General features: G+C 60.3%; 16 protein-coding genes and 4 tRNA genes. 5 read left to right on the top strand and 15 right to left on the bottom strand.

Translation table 11 applies throughout. The annotated features are described in order from the left end of the window. Positions 1-29 precede the first annotated feature (29 nt). Entirely contained in the window at positions 30-2,069 is a 2,040-nt protein-coding gene (locus tag CWC48_RS21585; protein WP_100490267.1) for an NADPH-dependent 2,4-dienoyl-CoA reductase, read from the bottom strand. Positions 2,070-2,281: 212 nt separating this feature from the next. Here CWC48_RS21585 and CWC48_RS21580 point away from each other — a divergent pair, with 212 nt between their 5' ends. The 3 genes from CWC48_RS21580 (at position 2,282) to CWC48_RS21570 (ending at position 5,788) form a co-directional block, all read left to right on the top strand. Continuing rightward, positions 2,282-3,412, top strand: a complete 1,131-nt coding sequence (locus tag CWC48_RS21580) for a carbon-nitrogen hydrolase family protein (protein WP_078049269.1) — start codon at positions 2,282-2,284, stop codon at positions 3,410-3,412. Further along, positions 3,409-4,437: an AraC family transcriptional regulator gene (locus tag CWC48_RS21575; RefSeq protein ID WP_078049270.1), complete on the top strand. Its 1,029-nt coding sequence runs from the start codon at positions 3,409-3,411 to the stop codon at positions 4,435-4,437. Before CWC48_RS21580 ends, CWC48_RS21575 begins: the two co-directional genes overlap by 4 nt. Positions 4,438-4,771: 334 nt before the next feature. After that, a complete protein-coding gene (locus tag CWC48_RS21570) occupies positions 4,772-5,788 on the top strand; it encodes a pyruvate dehydrogenase (RefSeq protein ID WP_100490266.1) in 1,017 nt (338 codons plus the stop codon). Between the two features lie 39 nt (positions 5,789-5,827). Here CWC48_RS21570 and CWC48_RS21565 read toward each other — a convergent pair whose 3' ends face one another. Then, complete coding sequence (locus tag CWC48_RS21565) at positions 5,828-6,298, bottom strand: MarR family winged helix-turn-helix transcriptional regulator (protein ID WP_100490265.1); 471 nt, start codon at positions 6,296-6,298, stop codon at positions 5,828-5,830. 146 nt (positions 6,299-6,444) lie between these two features. Between CWC48_RS21565 and aceE the strand changes: the two genes are divergently transcribed. Beyond that, positions 6,445-9,105, top strand: coding sequence for a pyruvate dehydrogenase (acetyl-transferring), homodimeric type (gene aceE, locus CWC48_RS21560; protein ID WP_100490264.1), 2,661 nt, complete (start codon positions 6,445-6,447; stop codon positions 9,103-9,105). Position 9,106: 1 nt separating this feature from the next. On the opposite strand, the gene CWC48_RS21555 is transcribed toward aceE, so the two are convergent. After that, positions 9,107-9,892: a DUF2242 domain-containing protein gene (locus tag CWC48_RS21555; protein WP_078049274.1), complete on the bottom strand. Its 786-nt coding sequence runs from the start codon at positions 9,890-9,892 to the stop codon at positions 9,107-9,109. An 89-nt stretch (positions 9,893-9,981) separates the two neighbouring features. Next, positions 9,982-10,881, bottom strand: a complete 900-nt coding sequence (locus CWC48_RS21550) for a LysR family transcriptional regulator (protein ID WP_078049275.1) — start codon at positions 10,879-10,881, stop codon at positions 9,982-9,984. A gap of 117 nt (positions 10,882-10,998) precedes the next feature. Between CWC48_RS21550 and CWC48_RS21545 the strand changes: the two genes are divergently transcribed. Next, positions 10,999-12,204 (top strand): MFS transporter, encoded by a 1,206-nt coding sequence (locus CWC48_RS21545; protein ID WP_100490263.1) that lies wholly within the window; start codon positions 10,999-11,001, stop codon positions 12,202-12,204. Here the strand turns inward: CWC48_RS21545 and CWC48_RS21540 are convergent. From CWC48_RS21540 to CWC48_RS21490, 11 genes are all read right to left on the bottom strand, one after another. Continuing rightward, positions 12,151-12,675 carry a GNAT family N-acetyltransferase gene (locus CWC48_RS21540; RefSeq protein WP_100490262.1) on the bottom strand — a complete coding sequence of 175 codons (525 nt, stop codon included), beginning with the start codon at positions 12,673-12,675 and terminating at the stop codon, positions 12,151-12,153. The genes CWC48_RS21545 and CWC48_RS21540 overlap by 54 nt on opposite strands. A gap of 99 nt (positions 12,676-12,774) precedes the next feature. Beyond that, positions 12,775-14,649: a SurA N-terminal domain-containing protein gene (locus CWC48_RS21535; protein WP_078049278.1), complete on the bottom strand. Its 1,875-nt coding sequence runs from the start codon at positions 14,647-14,649 to the stop codon at positions 12,775-12,777. Between the two features lie 231 nt (positions 14,650-14,880). Then, positions 14,881-15,153: an HU family DNA-binding protein gene (locus tag CWC48_RS21530; RefSeq protein ID WP_003174819.1), complete on the bottom strand. Its 273-nt coding sequence runs from the start codon at positions 15,151-15,153 to the stop codon at positions 14,881-14,883. Positions 15,154-15,301: 148 nt separating this feature from the next. Further along, complete coding sequence (lon, locus tag CWC48_RS21525) at positions 15,302-17,698, bottom strand: endopeptidase La (protein ID WP_078049279.1); 2,397 nt, start codon at positions 17,696-17,698, stop codon at positions 15,302-15,304. A 175-nt stretch (positions 17,699-17,873) separates the two neighbouring features. Next, positions 17,874-19,157, bottom strand: coding sequence for an ATP-dependent Clp protease ATP-binding subunit ClpX (gene clpX / locus CWC48_RS21520; RefSeq protein ID WP_010209414.1), 1,284 nt, complete (start codon positions 19,155-19,157; stop codon positions 17,874-17,876). 111 nt (positions 19,158-19,268) lie between these two features. Further along, positions 19,269-19,904 carry an ATP-dependent Clp endopeptidase proteolytic subunit ClpP gene (gene clpP / locus CWC48_RS21515; protein WP_034107269.1) on the bottom strand — a complete coding sequence of 212 codons (636 nt, stop codon included), beginning with the start codon at positions 19,902-19,904 and terminating at the stop codon, positions 19,269-19,271. A gap of 92 nt (positions 19,905-19,996) precedes the next feature. Continuing rightward, positions 19,997-21,307, bottom strand: a complete 1,311-nt coding sequence (gene tig, locus CWC48_RS21510) for a trigger factor (RefSeq protein WP_028616936.1) — start codon at positions 21,305-21,307, stop codon at positions 19,997-19,999. Positions 21,308-21,706: 399 nt separating this feature from the next. Continuing rightward, positions 21,707-21,782 (bottom strand) — tRNA-His (locus CWC48_RS21505). An 80-nt stretch (positions 21,783-21,862) separates the two neighbouring features. Continuing rightward, positions 21,863-21,947 (bottom strand) — tRNA-Leu (locus tag CWC48_RS21500). A gap of 57 nt (positions 21,948-22,004) precedes the next feature. After that, positions 22,005-22,080 (bottom strand) — tRNA-His (locus tag CWC48_RS21495). 32 nt (positions 22,081-22,112) lie between these two features. Continuing rightward, positions 22,113-22,189 (bottom strand) — tRNA-Arg (locus tag CWC48_RS21490). Positions 22,190-22,206 lie beyond the last annotated feature (17 nt).

Here is a 22,206-nt window from a genome sequence, read left to right as displayed (position 1 = left end):
GGTAGTCTAACACCGCCCCGTCCGGGGTCTTACAACTCGGCCGCGAGTCGCGAGCCTTGGTTGATCGCGCGCTTGGCGTCCAGCTCGGCCGCCACATCGGCGCCGCCGATCAGGTGCACCTTCTGGCCGGCCGCGACCAGGCCATCCTGCAGTTCGCGCAGCGGGTCCTGGCCGGCGCAGATGATGATGTTGTCCACCGCCAGCACCTGGGGCTCGCCCTCGGCGCCAATGCGGATATGCAGGCCTTCATCGTCGATCTTCAGGTACTCGACGCTGTTGAGCATCTGCACCTGCTTGTTCTTCAGGCCGGTACGGTGGATCCAGCCGGTGGTCTTGCCCAGGCCATCGCCGACTTTGGAGGTCTTGCGCTGCAGCAGGAACACTTCACGCGCCGGTGCATGGGGTTGCGGTTTGATCCCAGCCACACCGCCACGGGCTTGCAACTGGGTGTCGATGCCCCACTCCTTCCAGAACGCTTCGCGGTCCAGGCTGGTGGAAACCCCCTGGTGCACAAGGAATTCCGACACGTCAAAACCGATACCGCCCGCGCCAATCACCGCGACGCGCTTGCCGACGGGTTTACGCGCCAGGATCACGTCCAGGTAGCTCAGCACCTTCGCATTGTCGATCCCTGGAATCGCCGGAGTGCGCGGGGCAATGCCGGTGGCCAGGATGATCTCGTCATAGCCGCCTGCCGCCAACTGCGCCACGTCGACGCGGGTGTTGAGGCACAGCTCCACGTGGGTGGTCTGCAATTTGCGCTTGAAGTAGCGCAGGGTTTCAAAGAACTCCTCTTTGCCCGGCACACGCTTGGCGATATTGAACTGACCACCGATCTCGCTGGCCGAATCGAACAGCGTCACCTGATGGCCGCGCTCCGCCGCCACCGTGGCCGCCGCCAGACCGGCAGGGCCGGCGCCGACCACCGCGATCTTCTTGATGTGCTGGACCGGCAGGTAGTTAAGCTCAGTCTCGTAGCAGGCCCGCGGGTTGACCAGGCAGGTGGTCAGCTTGCCACCAAAGGTGTGGTCCAGGCAGGCCTGGTTGCAGCCGATGCAGGTGTTGATCTCATCGGCGCGGCCGGCGGCGGCCTTGTTGACAAACTCTGGGTCAGCCAGGAATGGGCGCGCCATCGAGACCATGTCGGCATCGCCTTCGGCCAGGATCTGCTCGGCGATTTCCGGGGTATTGATGCGGTTGGTGGTGATCAGCGGAATCTGCACCGCACCGCGCAACTTGGCGGTGACTTTGCTGAACGCGCCGCGTGGCACTTTGGTGGCGATGGTCGGGATGCGCGCTTCGTGCCAGCCGATACCGGTGTTGATGAGGGTCGCACCGGCGCCTTCAATGGCCTTGGCCAACTGCACGATTTCTTCCCAGGTGCTGCCGCCTTCCACCAGGTCGAGCATCGACAGGCGGAAGATGATGATGAAATTCGGGCCCACGGCGTCACGCACGCGGCGCACGATTTCCACGGCCAGGCGCATACGGTTTTCGTAGCTGCCGCCCCAACGGTCGGTGCGATGGTTGGTGTGAGCCGCGAGGAACTGGTTAATGAAGTAGCCTTCGGACCCCATGATTTCCACGCCGTCATACTCGGCGACCTGGGCCAGCAGCGAGCAGGTGACAAAATCCTGGATCTGCTTTTCGATGCCCTCTTCGTCCAGTTCCTTGGGCTTGAACGGGTTGATCGGCGCTTGAATCGCACTGGGCGCAACCTGCTTGGGGCTGTAGGCATAACGGCCGGCATGAAGAATCTGCATGCAGATCTTGCCGCCCGCCTCGTGCACCGCCTGGGTGACGATCTTGTGCTTCTGCGCTTCTTCGTCGGTGGTCAGCTTGGCGGCGCCTGCATACACGCCGCCCTCGTCATTGGGGCCAATACCGCCGGTCACCATCAAGCCAACGCCGCCACGGGCGCGCTCGGCAAAATAGGCCGCCATGCGTTCGAAACCGCCGGGCTTCTCTTCCAGGCCGGTGTGCATCGAGCCCATCAGGGTACGGTTGCGCAAGGTGGTAAAACCCAGGTCCAACGGGGCCAGCAGGTGCGGGTAGGCAACAGCGGTCATGGTCAAGCTCCACAACGGATCATCACGGGACGTGGAAGGCTCGAATGGCCTGCCATCGGTTTATGTCCCACAGACTAAGAGGCGGTGGACGACGGCTCAATGACTGAAACTGACAACTTATTGATCCAAATGCACAGTGCCCCTTGGCAAGGCCGCCCATGCGCCCTACCCTAGTCGGCGAACCCTGCACACGGTCTGTTGTCTGTTCCCCCATGCGTAAACTTCTGATTTTCACCATCACCATGGCCCTGGTTGCCGCCATCGCCGCGTATCTGGTCTGGACCCAGGAGCGCCCCGTGGGGCATTACCTGTCGGACCTGCGTATCACACTGGCCGTCAACGAAGGCTTGCCTGCCGACCGTGGCAACTTGCTGGGCATCCAGCCGGAGTTGTTCCCCGCCGACTACCAGAGCCTGGAACGCCTGCACCTGAAGCTCGCGGCCTACCTGCAAAAAGCCCGTGACCAGGGGCTGATCAATGACAAGACTATCGTGGTGCTGCCCGAACATATCGGTACCTGGCTGATGCTCACCGGCGAAAAGAACGAGGTGTACCAGGCACTCCACGCCAAAGAGGCGATGAATTGGCTGTCGGTCAGCAACCCGCTGCTGTTCGCCCGCGCCTGGATCAGTGCCACGGGCGACAACCGCACCGACGACGCCTACCTGCGCATGAAAGCCCAAGACATGGCGCGGGACTATCAGGTGTTGTTCGGCGGCCTGGCCAAGGAGTTCGGCGTTACATTGGTGGCCGGTTCCATCACCCTGCCGAACCCGAGTGTGAGCCAGGGTCAACTGCAGGTCGGCCATGGCGCGCTGTATAACGCCAGCGTGGTGTTTGCCGCCGATGGCTTGCCGATCGGCGACCCACAGCGCCAGCTCTACCCGATCTACGATGAACGCGGCTTTATCCAGCCCGGCGACGAAAACGTCGTCAGCGTGGTCGACACCCCGGCCGGGCGCCTGGGTGTGCTGGTCGGCAGCGACAGTTGGTACCCGGACAACTACCGCAAACTCAACGAGCAAGGTGCGCAGTTGATTGCAGTGCCGGCCTTTGTGCTCGGTCGCGATACCTGGGATCGCCCTTGGCGCGGGTTCAAAAGCGTGTCCACCCCGACCGAAATCAGCCTCAAGCCCGAAGAGCTCAGCGAGGGCGAGGCCTGGCGTCGGCTCACGCTGATCAGCCAGCCCCCCATCAGCCAGGCCAGCGCCGGCATGAGCGTGTTCCTGCGCGGGCAGTTCTGGGACCTGGGCACCGCCGGGCACAGCTTTCTCAGCAGCAATGGGCAAATCAGCGCCGATGGTGAAGCCCGTGGCGCACGCCTGTTGAATATCTGGCTGTGAAACCGGTCCGGCTGGGGGATCTGTCGGTGGGCTTCGTGCACACCCTGGCCGATGCCATCCACAGCCACGGCCTGGACCCACAGCCGCTGCTGTTGCAATACGGCCTCGACCCGGCGCGCCTCGCCGAGGCCGGCGCACGCTTGTCGATCCCACGCTACATGCGCCTGGGCCATGCGGCCATCCAGCTCACCGGCGACCCGGGCCTGGGCTTGCGCATGGGCCAGCTCAGCCGCTTGAGCCAGGCCGGGCTGGCCGGCGTCACTGCCGCCCAGGCGCCCAACGTACGCGAGGCGGCACGCGCATTGACGCGCTTCGAGGCGCTGTACGGCTCCAATTATCGCGGGCAGTCGAGCTTTGTCGAAGATGCCGAAGGCGCCTGGCTGCGCTTCTATTCCATCAGCCCCTACAACGCCTACAACCGCTTTGTGGTGGACTCGATCATCGCTGGCTGGCTGCATCAATTGTCGAGCCTGGCCCAGCAACCGGTGCAAGCGCAGCGCATCGAAATCGAATTTGAAGCGCCGGACTACAGCGAAGACTACGAAGCGCTTGGAGACGTTCACTTCGGCGCCGACGCCAATCAATTGCGCCTCAACCAGCACACCCTGGCGCTGCGCAACCCGCAGCACTGCCCAAGCACCTGGCAATTGCTGTTACAGCTGTGCGAAAGGGAATTGGAGCAGTTAACGCGCACCCGCAGCCTGCGCGAGCGCATTACCCGTTTGCTCGGGCCGATGCTCAATGGCGGCCGGGAACCCGACCTGGAAGAAGTGGCGGCACGCCTGAAGCTGCCCACCTGGACGCTGCGCCGCAAACTGGCCGAAGAAGGCACTCAGTTCCGCGCGATTCTCAACGATACCCGCCGCGACCTGGCCATGACCTACATTCGCGATACGGAATTGGCGTTCGGCGAGATCGCCTACCTGCTCGGTTTTGCCTCGGCCCAGGCGTTTCAACGGGCCTTCAGGCGATGGAACAACCAGACCCCAGGGGAATTTCGCCGCAGTCAGCGGCATTCCGCCTGAAGTCGGTCTTACAGCTCTGTTGCATCGTCAGCGGGTTCCAGCGGGTCCGACTCAATCGCGTGGTACTCGAGCAGTTCTTCCTGGTAATCGTCCATGCCGGACTCCTTCTTGATGTTAAAAGCGGCTGCTGATTAATGACCTGCACAGCCAGCCTAAAGTGCCGTCATGACGAAAAAATGTCGACGCCATGACGTTCCTGCGCTCAAGGTTTAAACGTAGCAGCGTTGCAGGGATTTAGCACCCGGCCATCGAGACACTATTGCAATCATTGCAATTGCAATCACATACAGATTTCCATTAGGGTAATGGCATTCGTCGCCAGGTGACCCTCTCCATGACCACCGCTACCGCACACGCCGCGCAGCTTTGCATCGACGCCTTGAGTGCTGCCACGCCCGCCAGCCGCTCACCGCTGTACACCGTGACAAGCATGGCCGACACCCTCGAATTCAGCCGTCAGGCCTGGGTGATCCGCGGCCAGTCACGCTCGCGGCGCGTGGGTCATTGGCCTAGTTGGTTCGCCCGTAATACCGTCGAAAAACCCTTGCTGTACCTGCACACTGCGCAGTCGTCGGCGCAGTTGAGTGCGCTGTCCGACGCCGCCCACCAGCGCGGCATCTTGTGCAACGACATCGAAAACCAACCCTCCCGGTGGCCCAAGGGTGCGCAGCCTTCCCTGCCGTTATGGCTCGCCACCCACCCGCGCTGCACGCCGTATGACCCGGCCTCCGGCGAGGAAGCCCGAGCGATTGTGCTGGCAGCGTTGCGTAGCCTGTATGTCGACGGCAAGCCCGGGTTCTATTACCTGGCCCTGCATGATCATGAAAGCGCGGCGCCCCTGAGTGAGCAGGACCGAGAAGCCGCACTCAAGGGCATGTACCGACTCCAACCTGACACCCCTGCGGATGTGCGCCTGCTCGGCGCAGGCCGGGCGCTTGAAGAGGTGCTGCAGGCCAGGCAGCTGTTGGAACAGGACTGGGACATCACCGCGCAACTGTGGAGCTGCCCCAGCTACACACGACTGGCCCGCGAGGCTGGCGCGGCTGAACGCTGGAATCGCCTGCACCCCGGGGTGCCCAAGTGCAGCTGCCATCTGCGCGATTGCCTGGCCGGGAATGCAGCGCCAGTGATTGCAGTGACCGGCTATCCGCAGGCGATTGTCGATCAGTTAGCGGCGCACGTGGATGCACGCTTTGTGGCGCTGGGCGCGGGGTCGGTGCAGGCGGCGGCGCCGAGTCGGTATTGGATCGTGGTAACGGCGCTCAGGGCATTGGCGGATGAAGGGCGGATCGACGCACGGCAGGTGCAGGCCGCGATGAATCGCTATGCAGTCGAATGCGCTGGACTGTAGGAGCCGGCTTGCCGGCTCCTACAAGGTTTTCGTGGGGCTTTAGGTTTTGCGGCGGCTGCGGGTCTGGACGCCGGCATCCATCGCCAGCCCGGCGGTGCGCTCCAGTGCGTCGGCAAAGCACTGGCGTTGCTCGGGCTCGATCTGTGACAGGAACAGCTCATCCACCGTGCTTTCGTAGATCTTCCACATCTGTTTACGCAGCACCCGACCGGCCTCGGTGATCGAGGCAAACGCTGCGCGGCCGTCGCCGTCGGAGCGGGAACGCACCACCAGGCCGTCCTTTTCCAGGCGGTCGACCAGCCGTGTGAGGTTGTAGCGCTCGATGGCCAGCACATCGGCCAGTTCGTGCATGCGGCGGGTACCGTCGGGGCCGCTTTCCAGGCCCCACAACGCGTCATACCAGGCATAGGGTGGCAGGCCCGCCTCTGCCAGGCGCCGCTCGATTTCGCGGATGACCGTCCTGTGGGCCCTGACAAAACGGAACCATACATCCGGCTCTTTCGACGACATGCAACACCATCCGGGCAATTTCAAGAAGGTTGCAATAGTAGCTCATCCCGCGCTAGATTCGGTCATGTAGTTGCAATTGCAATTACATTTGCCGGCACTCCCACAAGGAGCCCGCCACTTGAAATCCGCCTACCCTGGAGCCTCACATGACCCCGAACAACGCAGTCAGACGCGATGACGATCCACAGGAAACCCGCGAGTGGTTGGACTCCATCGAATCGGTGCTGTCCACCGAAGGCCGCCCGCGCGCCCACTACCTGATCGATCAGTTGCTGGATTTCGACGTGGCGCGGCATGGCGACTTCTACGGGCGGGTGACCACGCCCTACGTCAATACAATCCCGGTGGACCGTCAGTTGCCCTACCCTGGCAACCTGGCCATCGAACGCCGTACCAATGCGTTTATCCGTTGGAACGCCATGGCGATGGTGTTGCGTGCAGGCAAACACTCAGGCGTCGGTGGGCACATCGCGACCTATGCGTCAGCCGCAGTGCTGTACGACGTAGGTTTTGATCACTTCTTCCGTGGCCGAACCGACAGCTTTGAGGGCGACCTGGTGTACATCCAGGGTCACTCCTCCCCCGGCATCTACGGCCGCGCCTACCTGGAAGGCCGCATCAGCGAAGCGCAACTCGACAACTTCCGCCGCGAGGCCGGTGGCGACGGTATTTCGTCCTACCCACACCCACGGCTGATGCCGGACTTCTGGCAATTCCCTACCGTGTCCATGGGCCTCGGCCCCATCACCGCCGCTTACCAGGCGCGCTTTATGCGCTACCTGGAATTGCGCGGCCTCAAGCAACACCAGGGACGCAAGGTCTGGGCCTTCCTCGGTGATGGTGAAATGGATCAGCCGGAATCCCTGGCCGCCATTTCCCTGGCCGGGCGCGAGAAACTCGACAACCTGATCTTCGTGGTCAACTGCAACCTGCAACGCCTGGACGGCCCCGTGCGCGGCAACGCCAAGGTGATCCAGGAGTTCGAAAGCCTGTATCGCGCCGCCGGCTGGAACGTGATCAAAGTGATCTGGGGCAGTGGCTGGGACGCGCTGCTGGACAAAGACCAAAGCGGCCTGCTGCGCCAACGCATGATGGAATGCGTGGACGGCGACTATCAGAACTACAAGTCACAGAACGGCGCCTATGTACGCGAACATTTCTTCGGCAAGTACCCGGAATTACTCGCGTTGGTTGCGGACATGTCCGACGACGAAATCTGGAAACTCTCACGGGGTGGACACGACCCGGACAAGGTCTACAACGCCTATGCGGCTGCCGTGCGCCATGGCGGCCAGCCCACTGTGATCCTGGCGAAAACCGTCAAGGGCTTCGGCATGGGTGAGGCCGGCGAAGGCCAGAACATCAACCATCAATTGAAGAAAATGGGCGCCGATGCGGTAAGAGCATTCCGCGATCGTTTCGACCTGGACGTCGCGGACGGCCAACTCGCCGACATCCCCTACCTCAAGCCCGCCGCCGACAGCGAAGAGGCCCGCTACTTCGCCGCTCGCCGCCAGGCCCTGGGCGGCTACGTACCGGCGCGCCACAGCGTGGTCGAACCCTTGCAGATCCCCGAACTGGCCGCCTTCGCCACCCAGCTCAAGGACACCGGCGAACGGGCAATCTCCACCACCATGGCCTTTGTGCGCATCCTTGGCACCCTGCTCAAGGACCCGCACCTGGGCAAACTGATCGTGCCCATCGTGCCGGATGAGTCGCGTACCTTCGGTATGGAAAGCCTGTTCCGTCAGATCGGCATCCACTCGGCCGTAGGCCAGCTCTACACCCCGCAGGACGCAGGGCAACTGAGCTACTACAAGGAAAGCAAGGACGGACAGATCATGCAGGAAGGCCTGAATGAATCAGGCGCCATTTCCTCATGGATCGCGGCGAGTACGTCCTACAGCAACCACGCTGTGATGACCGTGCCGTTCTATATTTTCTACTCGATGTTCGGCTTCCAACGCGTTGGCGACCTCGCCTGGGCGGCAGGCGATGCGCGGGCGCGCGGCTTCCTGCTGGGGGCCACGGCAGGCCGCACCACGCTGATGGGCGAAGGCTTGCAGCATGACGATGGGCACAGCCATATCCTGTCGTCAGTGATCCCTTGCTGCGTGTCCTACGACCCGACGTTTGCCTACGAGCTGGCGGTAATCATTCGCGAGGGCATGCGGCGGATGTACGTGCAGCAAGAGGACATTTACTACTACATCACCTTGCTGAACGAAAACTACCCGCACCCGGCAATGCCCGAAGGTGTGGAGGACGGCATTCTCAAGGGTATGTACCGGCTCAGTGCCAGCACGCAGGCCCAGGTGCAACTGATGGGCAGCGGCTCAATCCTGCGCGAAGTGATTGCGGCGGCCGAGTTGCTGCACAAGGACTTCGGCATCCACAGTAATGTATGGAGCACAACCAGCCTCACCGAGTTGCGCCGTGACGGGCATGCCGTGGAGCGCTGGAACCTGCTGCACCCACAGAGCGAGCCAAGGGTGAGCTACGTGGAGCACTGCCTGGCCAGTGAAACAGGGCCGGTGGTGGTGGCGACGGACTACATGAAGCTGTTTGCCGATCAGATTCGCCCCTTCGTTCCCGGCCGGCGCTTTGTGGCGCTGGGCACGGACGGTTTTGGGCAATCGGACACCCGTGAAACCCTGCGGGCGTTCTTCGAAGTGGACCGGCATTTCATCGCGCTGGCGGCCTTGAAGGCCTTAGCGGATGACGGCGTGATCGGACGCGAGAAAGTCAGTGAAGCGATCAGCCGCTACGGGATCAACGTCGACAAAGTCGACCCCGTGGCAGTCTGAGTTACTGCGCAGGCGTCGGCAGGGGCGGAATCGCTTCTGTCGGCGCAGGCAAGTCCGGGTTGCTGGTGGCCGGTGCGGGTTCCGCCTGCGGCGCAATCGGCGCGGCCTCGGCAGGTGGCGTGACGGGCTGGGAGACAGGCTGCGGGGCGGCAGGCTCTTCCTTCGGCGGCTCGACCTTCTCGGTAGCCGGGGCGGCCTTGGGTTCCGGCACCCCCAGCTCGGCTTTCGGTTGCTCGGGGATATGCTCGGCCTTCTTCACTTCCTGTGGCAGGAACACATCCACCAGCGAAAAATAACGCTCGTAGAATTTCGGCGCCGAAACGGTCTCGCTCGCCACCTTCACCATCGAGTCATCGGTGGAGCCGATCGGCATCGACACCGAACCCAACACCCCAACTCCCAGGCTCGCGGAGTTGTTGACCTTCTTCAGCGCGTAGCGATCCTGCAAGGCGTTGGCGAACATCGTCGAATGGTTGGTGCCTTTGCCATCATCGGCACACACCACGTTGAAGCTGATCTGCAAGTGGGTTTCGCCGGTCTGCTGGAAGCTCTTGTTACCCACGACCAGTTTCGGGTCGCTGCTGGTGATGATGTAGCCCTGGCTCAGCAAGGCGCGCCGTGCGGCTTCACACGCGGCGACGTCAGTCACCGGGTAATCCCGGGAAAACGTACCGGAGTCGTCGAAATTCTCATGTTCATAAATAGCGGTCTTGGGTGACGAGCAGCCCGCGGCGCCCGCCAACACCAGCGCCAACCCGAGGCTACGCAAGTGAAATGATGTCGACATTGAAAATCCTGAGGAAAACGGTCCGGGCGGTATTGTGCAACAGAACGAGGCCTTGGCGCGCGCATTCCTGTCGGTAAAACGTCACAGCCTTAGATTGCACCACTCGCAGGAAAAAGCCCTGCGCACATATGCTCAATAAACACGCGCAATTTGACCGAGGCATGGCGACTTGATGGCCATAACAGCCAGAAACTGCCCCGATGTTCCAGGTGGTCATCCAGCACCCGTTGCAGGCGCCCGTCGGCAACGGCCTGATTGACCATGTAGTCCGGCAGGCAGGCGATCCCCAGGCCTTCATGCACCACGTGGATGAGGGACTCGATGGTGGTACTGACCAACGGGGCGCGCAAGACAGGTTCCGAGGCGCCGGCAGCCAGGCGCAACGGCCAGGGCTCCAGCTTGCCCGTGGCGCAGAACTTGTGACGCAGGCAGGCATGCTCGCTCAACTGCTGCGGCAGTCGCGGGGTGCCATGCTCGCGGAAATAGGCCGGGGTGCCCACCACTACCAACTGGTAATGCCCCAGGTGACGCGCCATAAGGCGCGAATCTTCCGGCTTGCCCGTGCGAATCACCGCGTCGAAACCTTCTTCGATCACGTCCACCATGCGGTCGGAGAAATCCACATCCAACTCGATCTCCGGGTAAGCCCGCATGAAATCGCTGAGCACCGGCATTAACAAGCCGCGCACCTGCGGCACGCTGATGCGCAACTTGCCTCGGGGCGTGGCGCTGGCCTCTGTCAGTTCGCGCTCGGCGGCTTCGACTTCGGCCAGGATACGCCGCGAACGCTCAAGGAACAGCGCTCCCTCGCTGGTCAAGGTGATGCTGCGGGTGCTGCGGTGAAACAGCCGCACGCCCAGGCGTTCTTCCATCCGCGCGATGCTCTTGCCGACGGCCGACGATGACACACCCAGTACACGCCCTGCGAGGGTGAAGCTGCGCGTCTCCGCCACCTGCACGAATACCGAGAGGCTGCCCAAGTTGTCCATGATGCCTCGTAATGATTAAGGACGCCTACGTCCGATAAGTTCGGAACCTTAGCCTGTTTTTCCGTGGACAACAGCCCCCTACTCTGCCTGCTTGCCCTTTTGCATGGATAGAGTGTGATGACTTCCCTCACTGATTCCCCCGTGACCGCTCAAAAAGACACCCTACCGCTGGGTGGTTTGCTGGCCTTGGCCAGTGCCGGTTTTATTACCATCCTTACCGAAGCCATGCCCGCCGGCCTGCTGCCGCAAATGGGCGAAGGCCTGGGCGTGTCGCCCGCACTGGTTGGCCAACTGGTGACGCTGTATGCCCTGGGCTCACTCGTCGCCGCCATCCCGCTGACGCTGTTGACGCGCGGCTGGCGCCGCCGGCCGTTGTTGCTGGTGGCCATTGGCGGCTTCGCCCTGGTCAACAGCGTGACCGCGCTTTCCAGCCACTATGGGCTGACCCTGGTGGCGCGCTTCTTTGCCGGCGTGTTCGCCGGGCTGCTGTGGGCATTGCTGGCGGGGTATGCCAGCCGGATGGTCGCGCCACACCTGCAAGGTCGAGCCATTGCAGTGGCGATGCTGGGCGCCCCGCTGGCGCTGTCGTTGGGTGTGCCCGCAGGTACGTTTCTTGGCGCCGCCGTTGGCTGGCGCCTGAGCTTTGCACTCATGACCGGCCTGACGCTGTTGCTGTTGATAGGGGCGCGCCTGCAACTGCCGGATTTCGCCGGCGAACAGGCCGGAAAACGCTTGGCCCTGCATCAAGTGCTGAGCTTGCCGGGTATACGTCCGGTGCTGTGGGTGACCTTTACCTACGTACTGGCCCACAACATTCTCTACACCTACATCGCCCCATTGCTGGTGCCGGCGGGCATTGCCGCCGACATCGACCGCGTGCTGCTGGTGTTCGGCCTCGCCGCGCTGTTGAGCATCTGGCTGGCCGGTGTGTTGATTGACCGGTGGTTGCGTGCACTGCTGTTGATCAGTTGCGCGCTGTTTGGTTTGGTAGCCTTGGCCCTGGCGTTCTGGATGAACCTGCCAGCGGTGATCTACCTCACCGTGGCGTTATGGGGCCTGGCGTTCGGCGGCCTGCCGGCCCTGCTGCAAACGGCGCTGGCCAAATCGGCCGGCGAGTCGGCGGACGCCGCGCAATCGATGCTGGTGACCGTGTGGAACCTGGGCATCGCAGGCGGCGGCCTGGTGGGCGGTGTGTTGCTCCAGGGCTGGGGCGTCGGCGCATTTGCCTGGGCGGTTGTGCTGCTGATGGTACTGGCCCTGGCCGGCGCGTTACAGGCGGCGCCCCAACAACTGGCCCGGCCACCCTTCAAGGTCAAACGTTGAAATACGCTGATACCCGCACGCCTCGTAAAAACGCACCAGGTCGCCGGTGCCGCCGGCGTAACAGTCCACGCGCAGGCGGTTGACCCCGGCAGCGCGGGCACGCTCATCGGCGAAAGCCAACAGCTGCCGACCCAACCCACGCGCACGTGCATCACGTGCGGCGATCAGCAAACGCACATAGACTTCCGGCTCAGACGCTGGCGGCACGTAAGGCATGGGCTCGCCCAGCACGAGTGCCGCCAGCACCCGTCCTTCAGGCGTTTCAACCACCCAGGCACCGGGCATGCTACACGCGTCCGTGACTTGCGCGACCCGCCGGGGCAATGCGGACCAGGGCTCGGTGCCCCATTGAGCGTTATTACCCATCCCGACAAACCAGGCAATTACCTCGTCAAACACCTGCAGCACGGCCGGGGCATCCGCTGCGCTGGCACGACGGATCACCCAGCCTTCTTTTCCTTGAATAGACACGCTTGAGACTCCTGGGTCGGCGATAACGAATGCCCAGTCTAGCGCACATAAAAAAGCCCCCGGACTTTTCAGGCCGGGGGCTTTTTGTTCAAACCAACATCAGAACTTCTTGATGTCAGCCTTGGTTTCCAGCTGTTTGCGGTAGGCCGCGAAGTCCTGCTGGCCCACGCGGGAGGCGAGGAAGCGGCGGTATTGCGCCTTTTCTTCGTCCGTTGGGGCAACGGCTTCGTTGACGCCGTTCAAGCGCACGATCACCAGGCTACCGTCAGCCAGGGTCACGGTGGTGAAGGTCGGCTTGTCCTTGGCCGCAGGCTTGGGCATGCGGAACAGGGCTTGCAGCACGGCCGGGTCGATCGCTTCCTGGCTACGGGTAGCCGCTTCAGTGACCTTCCATGCCTGGCCGTCGACCGGCTGGTTCAGCGGGGTCTTGCCATCACGCAGGCTGGCGATCAACTCGTCAGCGTGGGCCTTGGCAGCCGCGCTGGCGCGTTCCTTGGCCATTTGGGTGCGAATCGCCGCTGCAACGCTTTCCAGCGGCAGTTGCGAAGGCTTCAGGTGCTCTTTGGCACGCAGCACGATGATGGTTTCCGGGTCAAGCTCGATGGCGGTGCTGTTGGCCCCCTCATCCAGGACTTCCGGGCTGAACGCAGCGGTGACCACGGCACGGTTGGCCGCGACACCTTCGCCACCGTCACGGCCAAATGGCGCGGAGGTGTGAACGGTCAGCTTCAGGTCGGACGCTGGCTGGGCCAGGTCGGAGGCTTCGAATGCCGCATCTTCCAATTGCTTGGTCGCTTCGACAAAACGCTGCTCGACCTGCTGGGTCTTGAGCTCTTTGGTCAGCTTGTCTTTCAGGCTGGCAAACGTCGGCACTTGGGGTGCTTCAACGCCCAGCAGCTTGATCAAGTGCCAACCGAAGGTGCTGCGCACCGGCGCCGAGACCTGGTCCTTGTTCAACGCGTACAAGGCAGCTTCGAAGTCCGGATCGTAGACGCCAGGGCCGGCGAAGCCCAGGTCGCCGCCACTGTTGGCCGAACCTGGATCCTGGGAGAACTCCTTGGCCAGGGCTTCGAACTTCTCACCTTTGGCCAGGCGTGCCTGGATTTCTTCGATCTTGGCCTTGGCTTGCGCGTCGGTGACCTTGTCGTTGACTTCAATCAGGATGTGCGCGGCACGACGCTGTTCAGCGAGGTTGGCGGTTTCTTTCTGATAGGCAGCCTGCAGCTCATCGTCCTTCACGGTAACCTGGTCGAAGAAGGAGGACTTCTTCAGTTCCAGATAGTCGATGACCACTTGATCAGGGGTCATGAACTCTTTGGCGTGCTGGTCGTAGTAAGCCTTGACCTCGTCGTCGGTAAGTTTCACCGCCGCAGGGTTGGCCTTGATGTTGACGGTGGCGAAGTCGCGAGTCTGTTTTTCCAGACGGGCGAATGCCAGCACTTCGGAATCGGTGACGAAACCGCTGCCGGCAATACCTGCGCGAACCTGACCGATCAGCATTTCCTGGGTCAGCATCTGCCGGAACTGCAGGCGGCTGTAGCCCAACTGACGAGTGACCTGGTCAAAACGGTCGGCGTTGAACTTGCCGTCCACCTGGAATTCCGGCGTCTGCAGGATCACTTGGTCCAGCGCGGCTTCAGAGAAGCCAAACTTGGAATCGGCGGCGCCTTGCAGCAGCAGCTTGCGATCGATCAGGCCCTTGAGGGCCGCTTCGCGCAGCAGTTTTTCGTCCAGCAGGGAAGCATCGAAATCCTTGCCCAGCTGTTGCATCAGCTGGCGACGTTGCATGTCGACGGCCTGGCTCAATTCGGTCTGGGTGATTTCTTCACCGTTGACCTTGGCCACGTCCTGCTTACTGTTACCCGAAGCCTGGAAAATGGCTTCGATACCGGTGAACGCCATCAATGCGACGATGATCCCGATAATGGTCTTGGCAATCCAGCCTTGTGAATTGTCCCTGATATTTTGCAGCATGCGTCCCCCAGAAACGGTTGAACTTCAAAAATAGGCAACCGTGGAGCGTGGGTAGAGTCCGGATAGAAGAAAGGCGCATCCGAGGATGCGCCTTCTCGTAACTGGCGGAGCGGACGGGGGTTTGAACCCACACCCCCGGCGTGGCGACCCGATGGATACGTGGGTCAGCTGCCGCTCCGCTGCCAGGTCGAACCTGAGTCCGACCCGGGTAGGCAAAGGCTAGATCGAAGCTTAGTTAACGGCTTCTTTCAGGGCTTTACCGGCTTTGAAACCTGGTTTCTTGGCAGCAGCGATTTGCAGTGCTTTGCCAGTCTGTGGGTTGCGGCCAGTGCGAGCTGGGCGGTCAGTCACAGAGAAAGTACCGAAGCCTACCAGTACCACGGAGTCGCCGGCCTTCAGAGCGCCAGTGACGGATTCGATTACTGCATCCAGCGCACGGCCAGCAGCAGCTTTCGGGATATCAGCGGATGCAGCGATAGCATCAATCAGTTCCGACTTGTTCACTCTAAGTCCCCTTATATATCTATTGAGTATGATTCTAAGTTTTTTGGTGAAAGCAAAAACCAGTGCTGAATGGCCTACAGACACTTAAGAGCCGCTTTATAACAAGGGCTCTAAAAAGCTGTCAAGGAAGCCACCAGGCTTTAACGCATTAATGCGTGCTAATTCTTTCCTTGGAATCAGACTCGCGTTTTTCGTCCTTTGCAACTATCTCCGGAGCCACATCCGGCAAGGGCTCCGGCGCGTATTGCAGCGCAATTTGCAGGACCTCGTCAATCCATTTAACCGGTTTAATCTGAAGATCTTGCTTGATATTGTCCGGAATTTCCTTCAAGTCGCGAACATTCTCTTCAGGAATGATCACGGTCTTGATACCACCGCGGTGTGCAGCAAGCAATTTCTCTTTCAGGCCACCGATAGCCAATACCTGGCCACGCAGGGTAATTTCCCCGGTCATGGCAACATCGGCGCGCACCGGAATGCCGGTCAATGCCGACACCAGGGCCGTGCACATGCCTACGCCAGCGCTAGGGCCGTCTTTCGGGGTCGCCCCTTCCGGCATGTGGATGTGAGTGTCGTGCTTCTCGTGGAAGTCCAGGGGGATCCCCAGGCTCCGGGCGCGGCTGCGCACCACGGTCTGCGCGGCCGTGATGGATTCGACCATCACGTCACCGAGGGAACCGGTCTTGATCAGCTGGCCCTTGCCCGGGATCACCGCGGCTTCGATGGTCAGCAACTCGCCGCCTACCTGGGTCCACGCCAGGCCAGTCACCTGACCGACCTGATCCTGCTGCTCGGCCAGGCCATAGCGGAATTTCCGCACGCCCAGGAAGTGCTCAAGGGAGTCGGCCGTGACCTTCACCGAGAAGCGTTTTTCCAGTGCATGTTCCTTGACCGCTTTGCGGCAGATCTTCGCGATCTGGCGCTCCAGGCCCCGTACACCGGCCTCGCGGGTGTAATAGCGCACGATGTCGCGGATCGCCTCGACCTCGAACTCGATCTCACCTTTCTTCAAGCCATTGGCCGAAGTCTGCTTGGGCGCAAGGTATTTGACGGCGATGTTGATCTTCTCGTCTTCGGTGTAACCCGGCAGACGAATCACCTCCATCCGGTCCAGCAGGGCTGGCGGAATGTTCATGGAGTTGGAGGTGCACAGGAACATTACGTCGGACAGGTCGTAGTCGACCTCCAGGTAATGGTCGTTGAAGTTGTGGTTCTGCTCGGGGTCGAGCACTTCCAGCAAGGCAGAGGCCGGATCGCCACGCATGTCGCTGCCCATTTTGTCGATTTCATCAAGCAGGAACAGCGGGTTGCGCACGCCCACTTTTGTCATCTTTTGAATCAATCTTCCTGGCATCGAACCGATGTAAGTTCGGCGATGACCACGGATTTCCGCTTCATCGCGTACACCACCGAGGGCCATGCGCACGAATTTACGGTTGGTGGCGTTGGCAATCGACTCGGCCAGGGAGGTTTTACCTACACCAGGCGGGCCGACCAGGCACAACACCGGACCACGAATCTTCTTCACGCGCTTTTGCACGGCGAGGTATTCGAGGATGCGTTCTTTGACTTCTTCCAGGCCGTAGTGGTCAGCGTCGAGGATGTCTTCAGCGCGCGCCAGGTCCAGGCGTACCTTGGTCTGGGCCTTCCACGGCACCTGCACCAGCCAGTCGATGTAGGAACGCACCACGGTGGCTTCGGCCGACATCGGCGACATTTGCTTGAGCTTGTTCAGCTCGGCGGTGGCCTTGGTCAGTGCGTCTTTCGGCAGGCCGGCGGCATCGATGCGCTTTTTCAGCTCTTCGATTTCGTTGTGGCCTTCCTCGCTGTCGCCGAGCTCCTTCTGAATGGCCTTCATCTGCTCATTCAGGTAGTACTCGCGCTGGCTGCGCTCCATTTGTTTCTTCACGCGACCACGGATGCGCTTCTCGACCTGCAGCAGGTCGATTTCAGCGTCCAGCAGCGCCAGCACATGTTCAACACGGGCCGACAGGTCGATGATTTCGAGGATGTCTTGCTTCTGCTCGATTTTCAGCGCCATGTGCGCGGCCATGGTGTCGACCAGGCGACTTGGCTCATCGATGCTGTTAAGGGAGGAAAGGACTTCAGCCGGGACTTTCTTGCCCAGCTGCACATACTGCTCAAATTGCGAGAGCAGGCTGCGTACAAATACTTCGGACTCGCGCTCCGGAGCCTCGACTTCGTCGATCAGCGCCACTTCAGCGCGCAGGTGGCCATCCACCTCCATGAAGCGTTCGACCGCGCCGCGCTGTTCACCTTCCACCAGCACCTTGACGGTGCCATCGGGCAGCTTGAGCAATTGCAGCACGGTAGCAATGGTACCGACGCGATACAGGGCGTCTTCGCCTGGATCATCATCAGCAGGATTTTTCTGGGCCAACAGCAGGATCTGCTTGTCGCCCGTCATCGCGGCCTCGAGGGCTTCGATAGACTTCTCGCGCCCCACGAACAGCGGGATAACCATGTGCGGATAGACGACGACATCACGCAACGGCAGGAGAGGCAATTCGATGGTTGTCTTCATGATTTCGCCTCTATGACAGTTGAAAAGTAAGCTTGAAACCAAGATGGGGGCTGCATGCAAAAAAAACAAGCTTATTGCCAGTAGTTAAACGCAGTAAACGCTCTGGCGTAAAAAACGCCGTAAAAACAAAGGGGCCCCTGGAGGCCCCTTTGTTCATACCGACACTGCGAAACGCTTACGCGTCTGGCGCAGCCTTGGCAGCCGGCTCACTGTTTTCGTAGATATACAGTGGCTTGGACTTACCTTCTATAACGCTTTCGTCGATCACCACTTTACTCACCTCGGACTGCGAGGGGATCTCGTACATGGTGTCGAGCAGCACGCCTTCAAGAATCGAACGCAGGCCACGTGCACCGGTCTTGCGCTCCAGTGCCCGCTTGGCCACTGATTTGAGTGCGTCGGTACGGAACTCGAGGTCTACACCTTCCATCTCGAACAACTTGGCGTATTGCTTGGTCAGGGCGTTTTTCGGCTCGGTGAGGATCTGGATCAGAGCCGCCTCATCCAATTCGTCCAACGTCGCGAGGACCGGCAGACGGCCAACGAATTCCGGGATCAGACCGAACTTGACCAGATCGTCAGGCTCGACTTCACGCAGGGACTCGCCCACCTTCTTGCCTTCTTCCTTGCTGCGCACTTCTGCACTGAAACCAATGCCACCACGGGTGGAACGCTGCTGGATCACTTTTTCCAGACCAGAGAACGCACCGCCACAGATGAACAGGATGTTGCGTGTATCAACCTGAAGGAATTCCTGCTGCGGGTGCTTGCGGCCGCCTTGTGGCGGTACGGAAGCAACCGTGCCTTCGATCAGTTTCAACAGGGCCTGCTGCACGCCTTCACCGGAAACGTCCCGAGTGATCGACGGGTTGTCCGACTTGCGCGAGATCTTGTCGATCTCGTCGATGTAGACAATACCCATCTGGGCTTTCTCTACGTCGTAGTCGCACTTCTGCAGCAGTTTCTGAATGATGTTCTCGACGTCTTCACCCACGTAGCCAGCCTCGGTGAGGGTGGTGGCGTCGGCGATGGTGAACGGAACGTTCAGTAGGCGAGCGAGGGTTTCTGCAAGCAGGGTTTTACCCGAACCTGTAGGACCGATCAGCAAGATGTTGCTCTTGCCGAGTTCAACTTCGTCGCCTTTCTTGTCACGCTGGTTCAAGCGCTTGTAGTGGTTGTACACCGCTACGGCCAGAACCTTCTTTGCACGCTCTTGACCAATCACATACTGATCAAGGATGCCGCTGATTTCTTTAGGCGAAGGCAATTTATGCGCACTGCTTTCGGCCTGGGCTTCCTGCACCTCCTCGCGGATGATGTCATTGCACAGGTCGACGCATTCGTCGCAGATAAACACCGAGGGGCCGGCAATCAATTTGCGTACTTCATGCTGGCTTTTGCCACAGAAGGAGCAATAGAGCAGCTTGCCGTTGTCCTCGCCGTTGCGGGTGTCAGTCATTCGTTCGATCCAAATCCGATAGGCTTGCAACACAAGATGAAGGCTTATGCGGGCTTTTTCAAGCCCGCCAGTGGTCGGCATGCCGACCAGCCCTATTTTGAGCAGCTTATATTAAGCGGGGCGCTGACTGATCACTGCGTCGATCAGCCCATATTCCTTGGCCGCTTCGGCACTCATGAAGTTGTCGCGATTGGTATCGCGCTCGATTTCTTCCAGGGTACGCCCGCTGTGCTTGGCCATCAGCGTGTTGAGACGCTCACGAATGAACAGGATTTCCTTGGCGTGGATTTCGATATCCGAAGCCTGGCCCTGGAAACCGCCCAATGGCTGGTGAATCATAACGCGCGAGTTCGGCAGGCAGAAACGCTTGCCTTCCGCACCCGCGGTCAGCAGGAACGCGCCCATGCTGCAGGCCTGGCCGATGCAGGTGGTCGATACGTTCGGCTTGATGAACTGCATGGTGTCGTAGATCGACATGCCTGCAGTGACCGAGCCGCCTGGGGAGTTGATGTAGAGATGGATGTCCTTGTCCGGGTTTTCCGCTTCAAGGAACAGCAGCTGCGCACAGATCAGGTTGGCCATGTAGTCCTCTACGGGGCCCACCAGAAAGATCACTCGCTCCTTGAGCAGGCGCGAGTAGATGTCGTAGGCGCGTTCGCCACGAGCGGACTGCTCGACAACCATCGGGACCAGGCCGCCAGCGGCCTGGATATCAGAGTTCTGCTGAATATAGGAATTACGGAACATGCTCTGCAGTTACTCCCAAATAGTCATGTCTTGAAAACGCATAAGCCAGCGCGAGGCTGGCTTATGGTTGAATTTTCCAACGAGTTGGACAATCAGTCGGCTTGTGCTGCTTCCGCCGGTTTGACTGCTTCTTCGTAAGAGACCGCTTTATCGGTCACCTTAGCCTTCTGCAGAACAGTATCCACAACTTGTTCTTCCAGCACAACCGAACGCACTTCGTTCAGTTGCTGATCGTTCTTGTAGTACCAAGCCACAACCTGCTCAGGCTCCTGGTAGGCCGAGGCCATTTCCTGGATCATTTCGCGAACGCGGTCTTCGTCAGGCTTGAGGTCGAACTGCTTGACCACTTCAGCCACGATCAGGCCCAGCACGACGCGGCGCTTGGCTTGCTCTTCGAACAGCTCGGCCGGCAGTTGGTCAGGCTTGATGTTGCCACCAAACTGCTGAACAGCTTGAACGCGCAGGCGATCCACTTCGTTGGACAGCAGAGCCTTAGGCACTTCGATCGGGTTGGCGGCCAGCAGACCGTCCATGACCTGGTTCTTGACCTTGGACTTGATGGCCTGACGCAACTCGCGCTCCATGTTCTTGCGAACTTCGGTGCGGAAGCCTTCGATACCGGTTTCCTTGATGCCGAATTGGGCGAAGAATTCTTCGTTCAGCTCTGGCAGCTTAGGCTCGGACACGCTGTTGACGGTCACGGTGAACTCGGCGGCTTTGCCAGCCAGGTCCAGGTTCTGGTAGTCAGCAGGGAAAGTCAGGTTCAGAACGCGCTCTTCGCCAGCCTTGGCGCCAACCAGGCCGTCTTCGAAGCCCGGGATCATGCGGTTGGAACCCAGCACCAGCTGAGTGCCCTTGGCGGAGCCGCCAGCGAACACTTCGCCGTCAACCTTGCCAACGAAATCGATGTTCAGCTGGTCTTCGTTCTGGGCAGCACGGTCGGCCACTTCGAAACGAGTGTTCTGCTTGCGCAGGATTTCCAGCATGTTGTCCAGGTCCGAATCAGCCACTTCGGCGCTCAGGCGCTCGATGGCGATACCGTCGAAACCGGCCACTTCAAACTCAGGGAACACTTCGAATACGGCAACGTATTCCAGGTCTTTGCCAGCTTCCAGCGACTTAGGCTCGATCGACGGCGAACCAGCCGGGTTCAGCTTGTGCTCAACGACCGCTTCGTAGAAGGAAGCCTGGATCACGTCACCCACAGCTTCCTGGCGCGCATCGGCACCAAAACGGCGCTTGATTTCGCTCATTGGCACTTTGCCTGGACGGAAACCAGCGATCTTGGCCTTTTGGGCAGTCTGCTGCAGACGCTTGTTGACCGCAGTCTCGACGCGCTCAGCCGGCACGGAGATGCTCAGGCGACGCTCGATAGCAGTAGTATTTTCAACAGAAACTTGCATGGATATTCCTCGTTGCACAGACGTTAGCCGGCCATTTCCGACCCCAATCAAGGGCATGCATTCTAGTGGGTCAAACTCAAGAAGTCACCCTACTGGAAATACGCCCGAAAACAGCCGGCAATTTATCGGTACGAAGGCACTGATGCACCCCGCCCCGGTGACAAATACAGCCCATCACGCCAGGGCTCTGCGCCGCCCCTTCTATATATAGAAGAAGTCGTCATCCATCTCCCTGACGGCCAACCCCTGAGACAGGCTGGCAGGCAGTGCGGCATCATCGAGATACATAAATACGACGAAACGCCCTGCCAGTGCGACCCAATGACTGCGGCCGCGGAATATTCGAACCGCTAAAACCAAAAAAGGCGCCAGACTTTTAAATCTGGCGCCTTTCGAATATGGGGTGGACGAAGGGGATCGAACCCTCGACAACGGGAGTCACAATCCCGTGCTCTACCAACTGAGCTACGCCCACCATATTGCGTTAACAAAGAAACCAAACCACTTCTTCTTTGTTGAGCCCTACCCTGTTTTTCAACGGGGCCAAGCTTTATTTGGTGCGGATGAAGAGACTCGAACTCTTACGCCTCGCGGCGCTGGAACCTAAATCCAGTGTGTCTACCAATTCCACCACATCCGCGCTTGAAGCTCTTAAAGCAAAGGCGCCAGACGATTAATCTGGCGCCTTTTAAAAATATGGGGTGGACGAAGGGGATCGAACCCTCGACAACGGGAGTCACAATCCCGTGCTCTACCAACTGAGCTACGCCCACCATATAGCGCTACTTGTGCCAAAGCTGCCTAATGGCGCACCCGGCAGGACTCGAACCTGCGACCATCCGCTTAGAAGGCGGATGCTCTATCCAGCTGAGCTACGGGCGCCTGATTAATCTGTACTC

The sequence above is a fragment of the Pseudomonas sp. S10E 269 genome (assembly GCF_002798465.1).
In the GTDB taxonomy this organism is placed as follows: Bacteria; Pseudomonadota; Gammaproteobacteria; order Pseudomonadales; family Pseudomonadaceae; genus Aquipseudomonas; species Aquipseudomonas pergaminensis.
The sequence above is the reverse complement of the archived record's forward strand: the minus strand, read 5'-3'. Positions and strand labels throughout refer to the sequence as shown.

What these genes read in the sequence shown, in the direction of transcription:
- CWC48_RS21585 (WP_100490267.1), bottom strand. Translation starts at nt 2,069, where the DNA reads ATGACCGCTGTTGCCTACCCGCACCTGCTGGCCCCGTTGGACCTGGGT.
- CWC48_RS21580 (WP_078049269.1), top strand. Translation starts at nt 2,282, where the DNA reads ATGCGTAAACTTCTGATTTTCACCATCACCATGGCCCTGGTTGCCGCC.
- CWC48_RS21570 (WP_100490266.1), top strand. Translation starts at nt 4,772, where the DNA reads ATGACCACCGCTACCGCACACGCCGCGCAGCTTTGCATCGACGCCTTG.
- CWC48_RS21565 (WP_100490265.1), bottom strand. Translation starts at nt 6,298, where the DNA reads ATGTCGTCGAAAGAGCCGGATGTATGGTTCCGTTTTGTCAGGGCCCAC.
- aceE (WP_100490264.1), top strand. Translation starts at nt 6,445, where the DNA reads ATGACCCCGAACAACGCAGTCAGACGCGATGACGATCCACAGGAAACC.
- CWC48_RS21555 (WP_078049274.1), bottom strand. Translation starts at nt 9,892, where the DNA reads ATGTCGACATCATTTCACTTGCGTAGCCTCGGGTTGGCGCTGGTGTTG.
- CWC48_RS21550 (WP_078049275.1), bottom strand. Translation starts at nt 10,881, where the DNA reads ATGGACAACTTGGGCAGCCTCTCGGTATTCGTGCAGGTGGCGGAGACG.
- CWC48_RS21545 (WP_100490263.1), top strand. Translation starts at nt 10,999, where the DNA reads ATGACTTCCCTCACTGATTCCCCCGTGACCGCTCAAAAAGACACCCTA.
- CWC48_RS21535 (WP_078049278.1), bottom strand. Translation starts at nt 14,649, where the DNA reads ATGCTGCAAAATATCAGGGACAATTCACAAGGCTGGATTGCCAAGACC.
- lon (WP_078049279.1), bottom strand. Translation starts at nt 17,698, where the DNA reads ATGAAGACAACCATCGAATTGCCTCTCCTGCCGTTGCGTGATGTCGTC.
- clpX (WP_010209414.1), bottom strand. Translation starts at nt 19,157, where the DNA reads ATGACTGACACCCGCAACGGCGAGGACAACGGCAAGCTGCTCTATTGC.
- clpP (WP_034107269.1), bottom strand. Translation starts at nt 19,904, where the DNA reads ATGTTCCGTAATTCCTATATTCAGCAGAACTCTGATATCCAGGCCGCT.
- tig (WP_028616936.1), bottom strand. Translation starts at nt 21,307, where the DNA reads ATGCAAGTTTCTGTTGAAAATACTACTGCTATCGAGCGTCGCCTGAGC.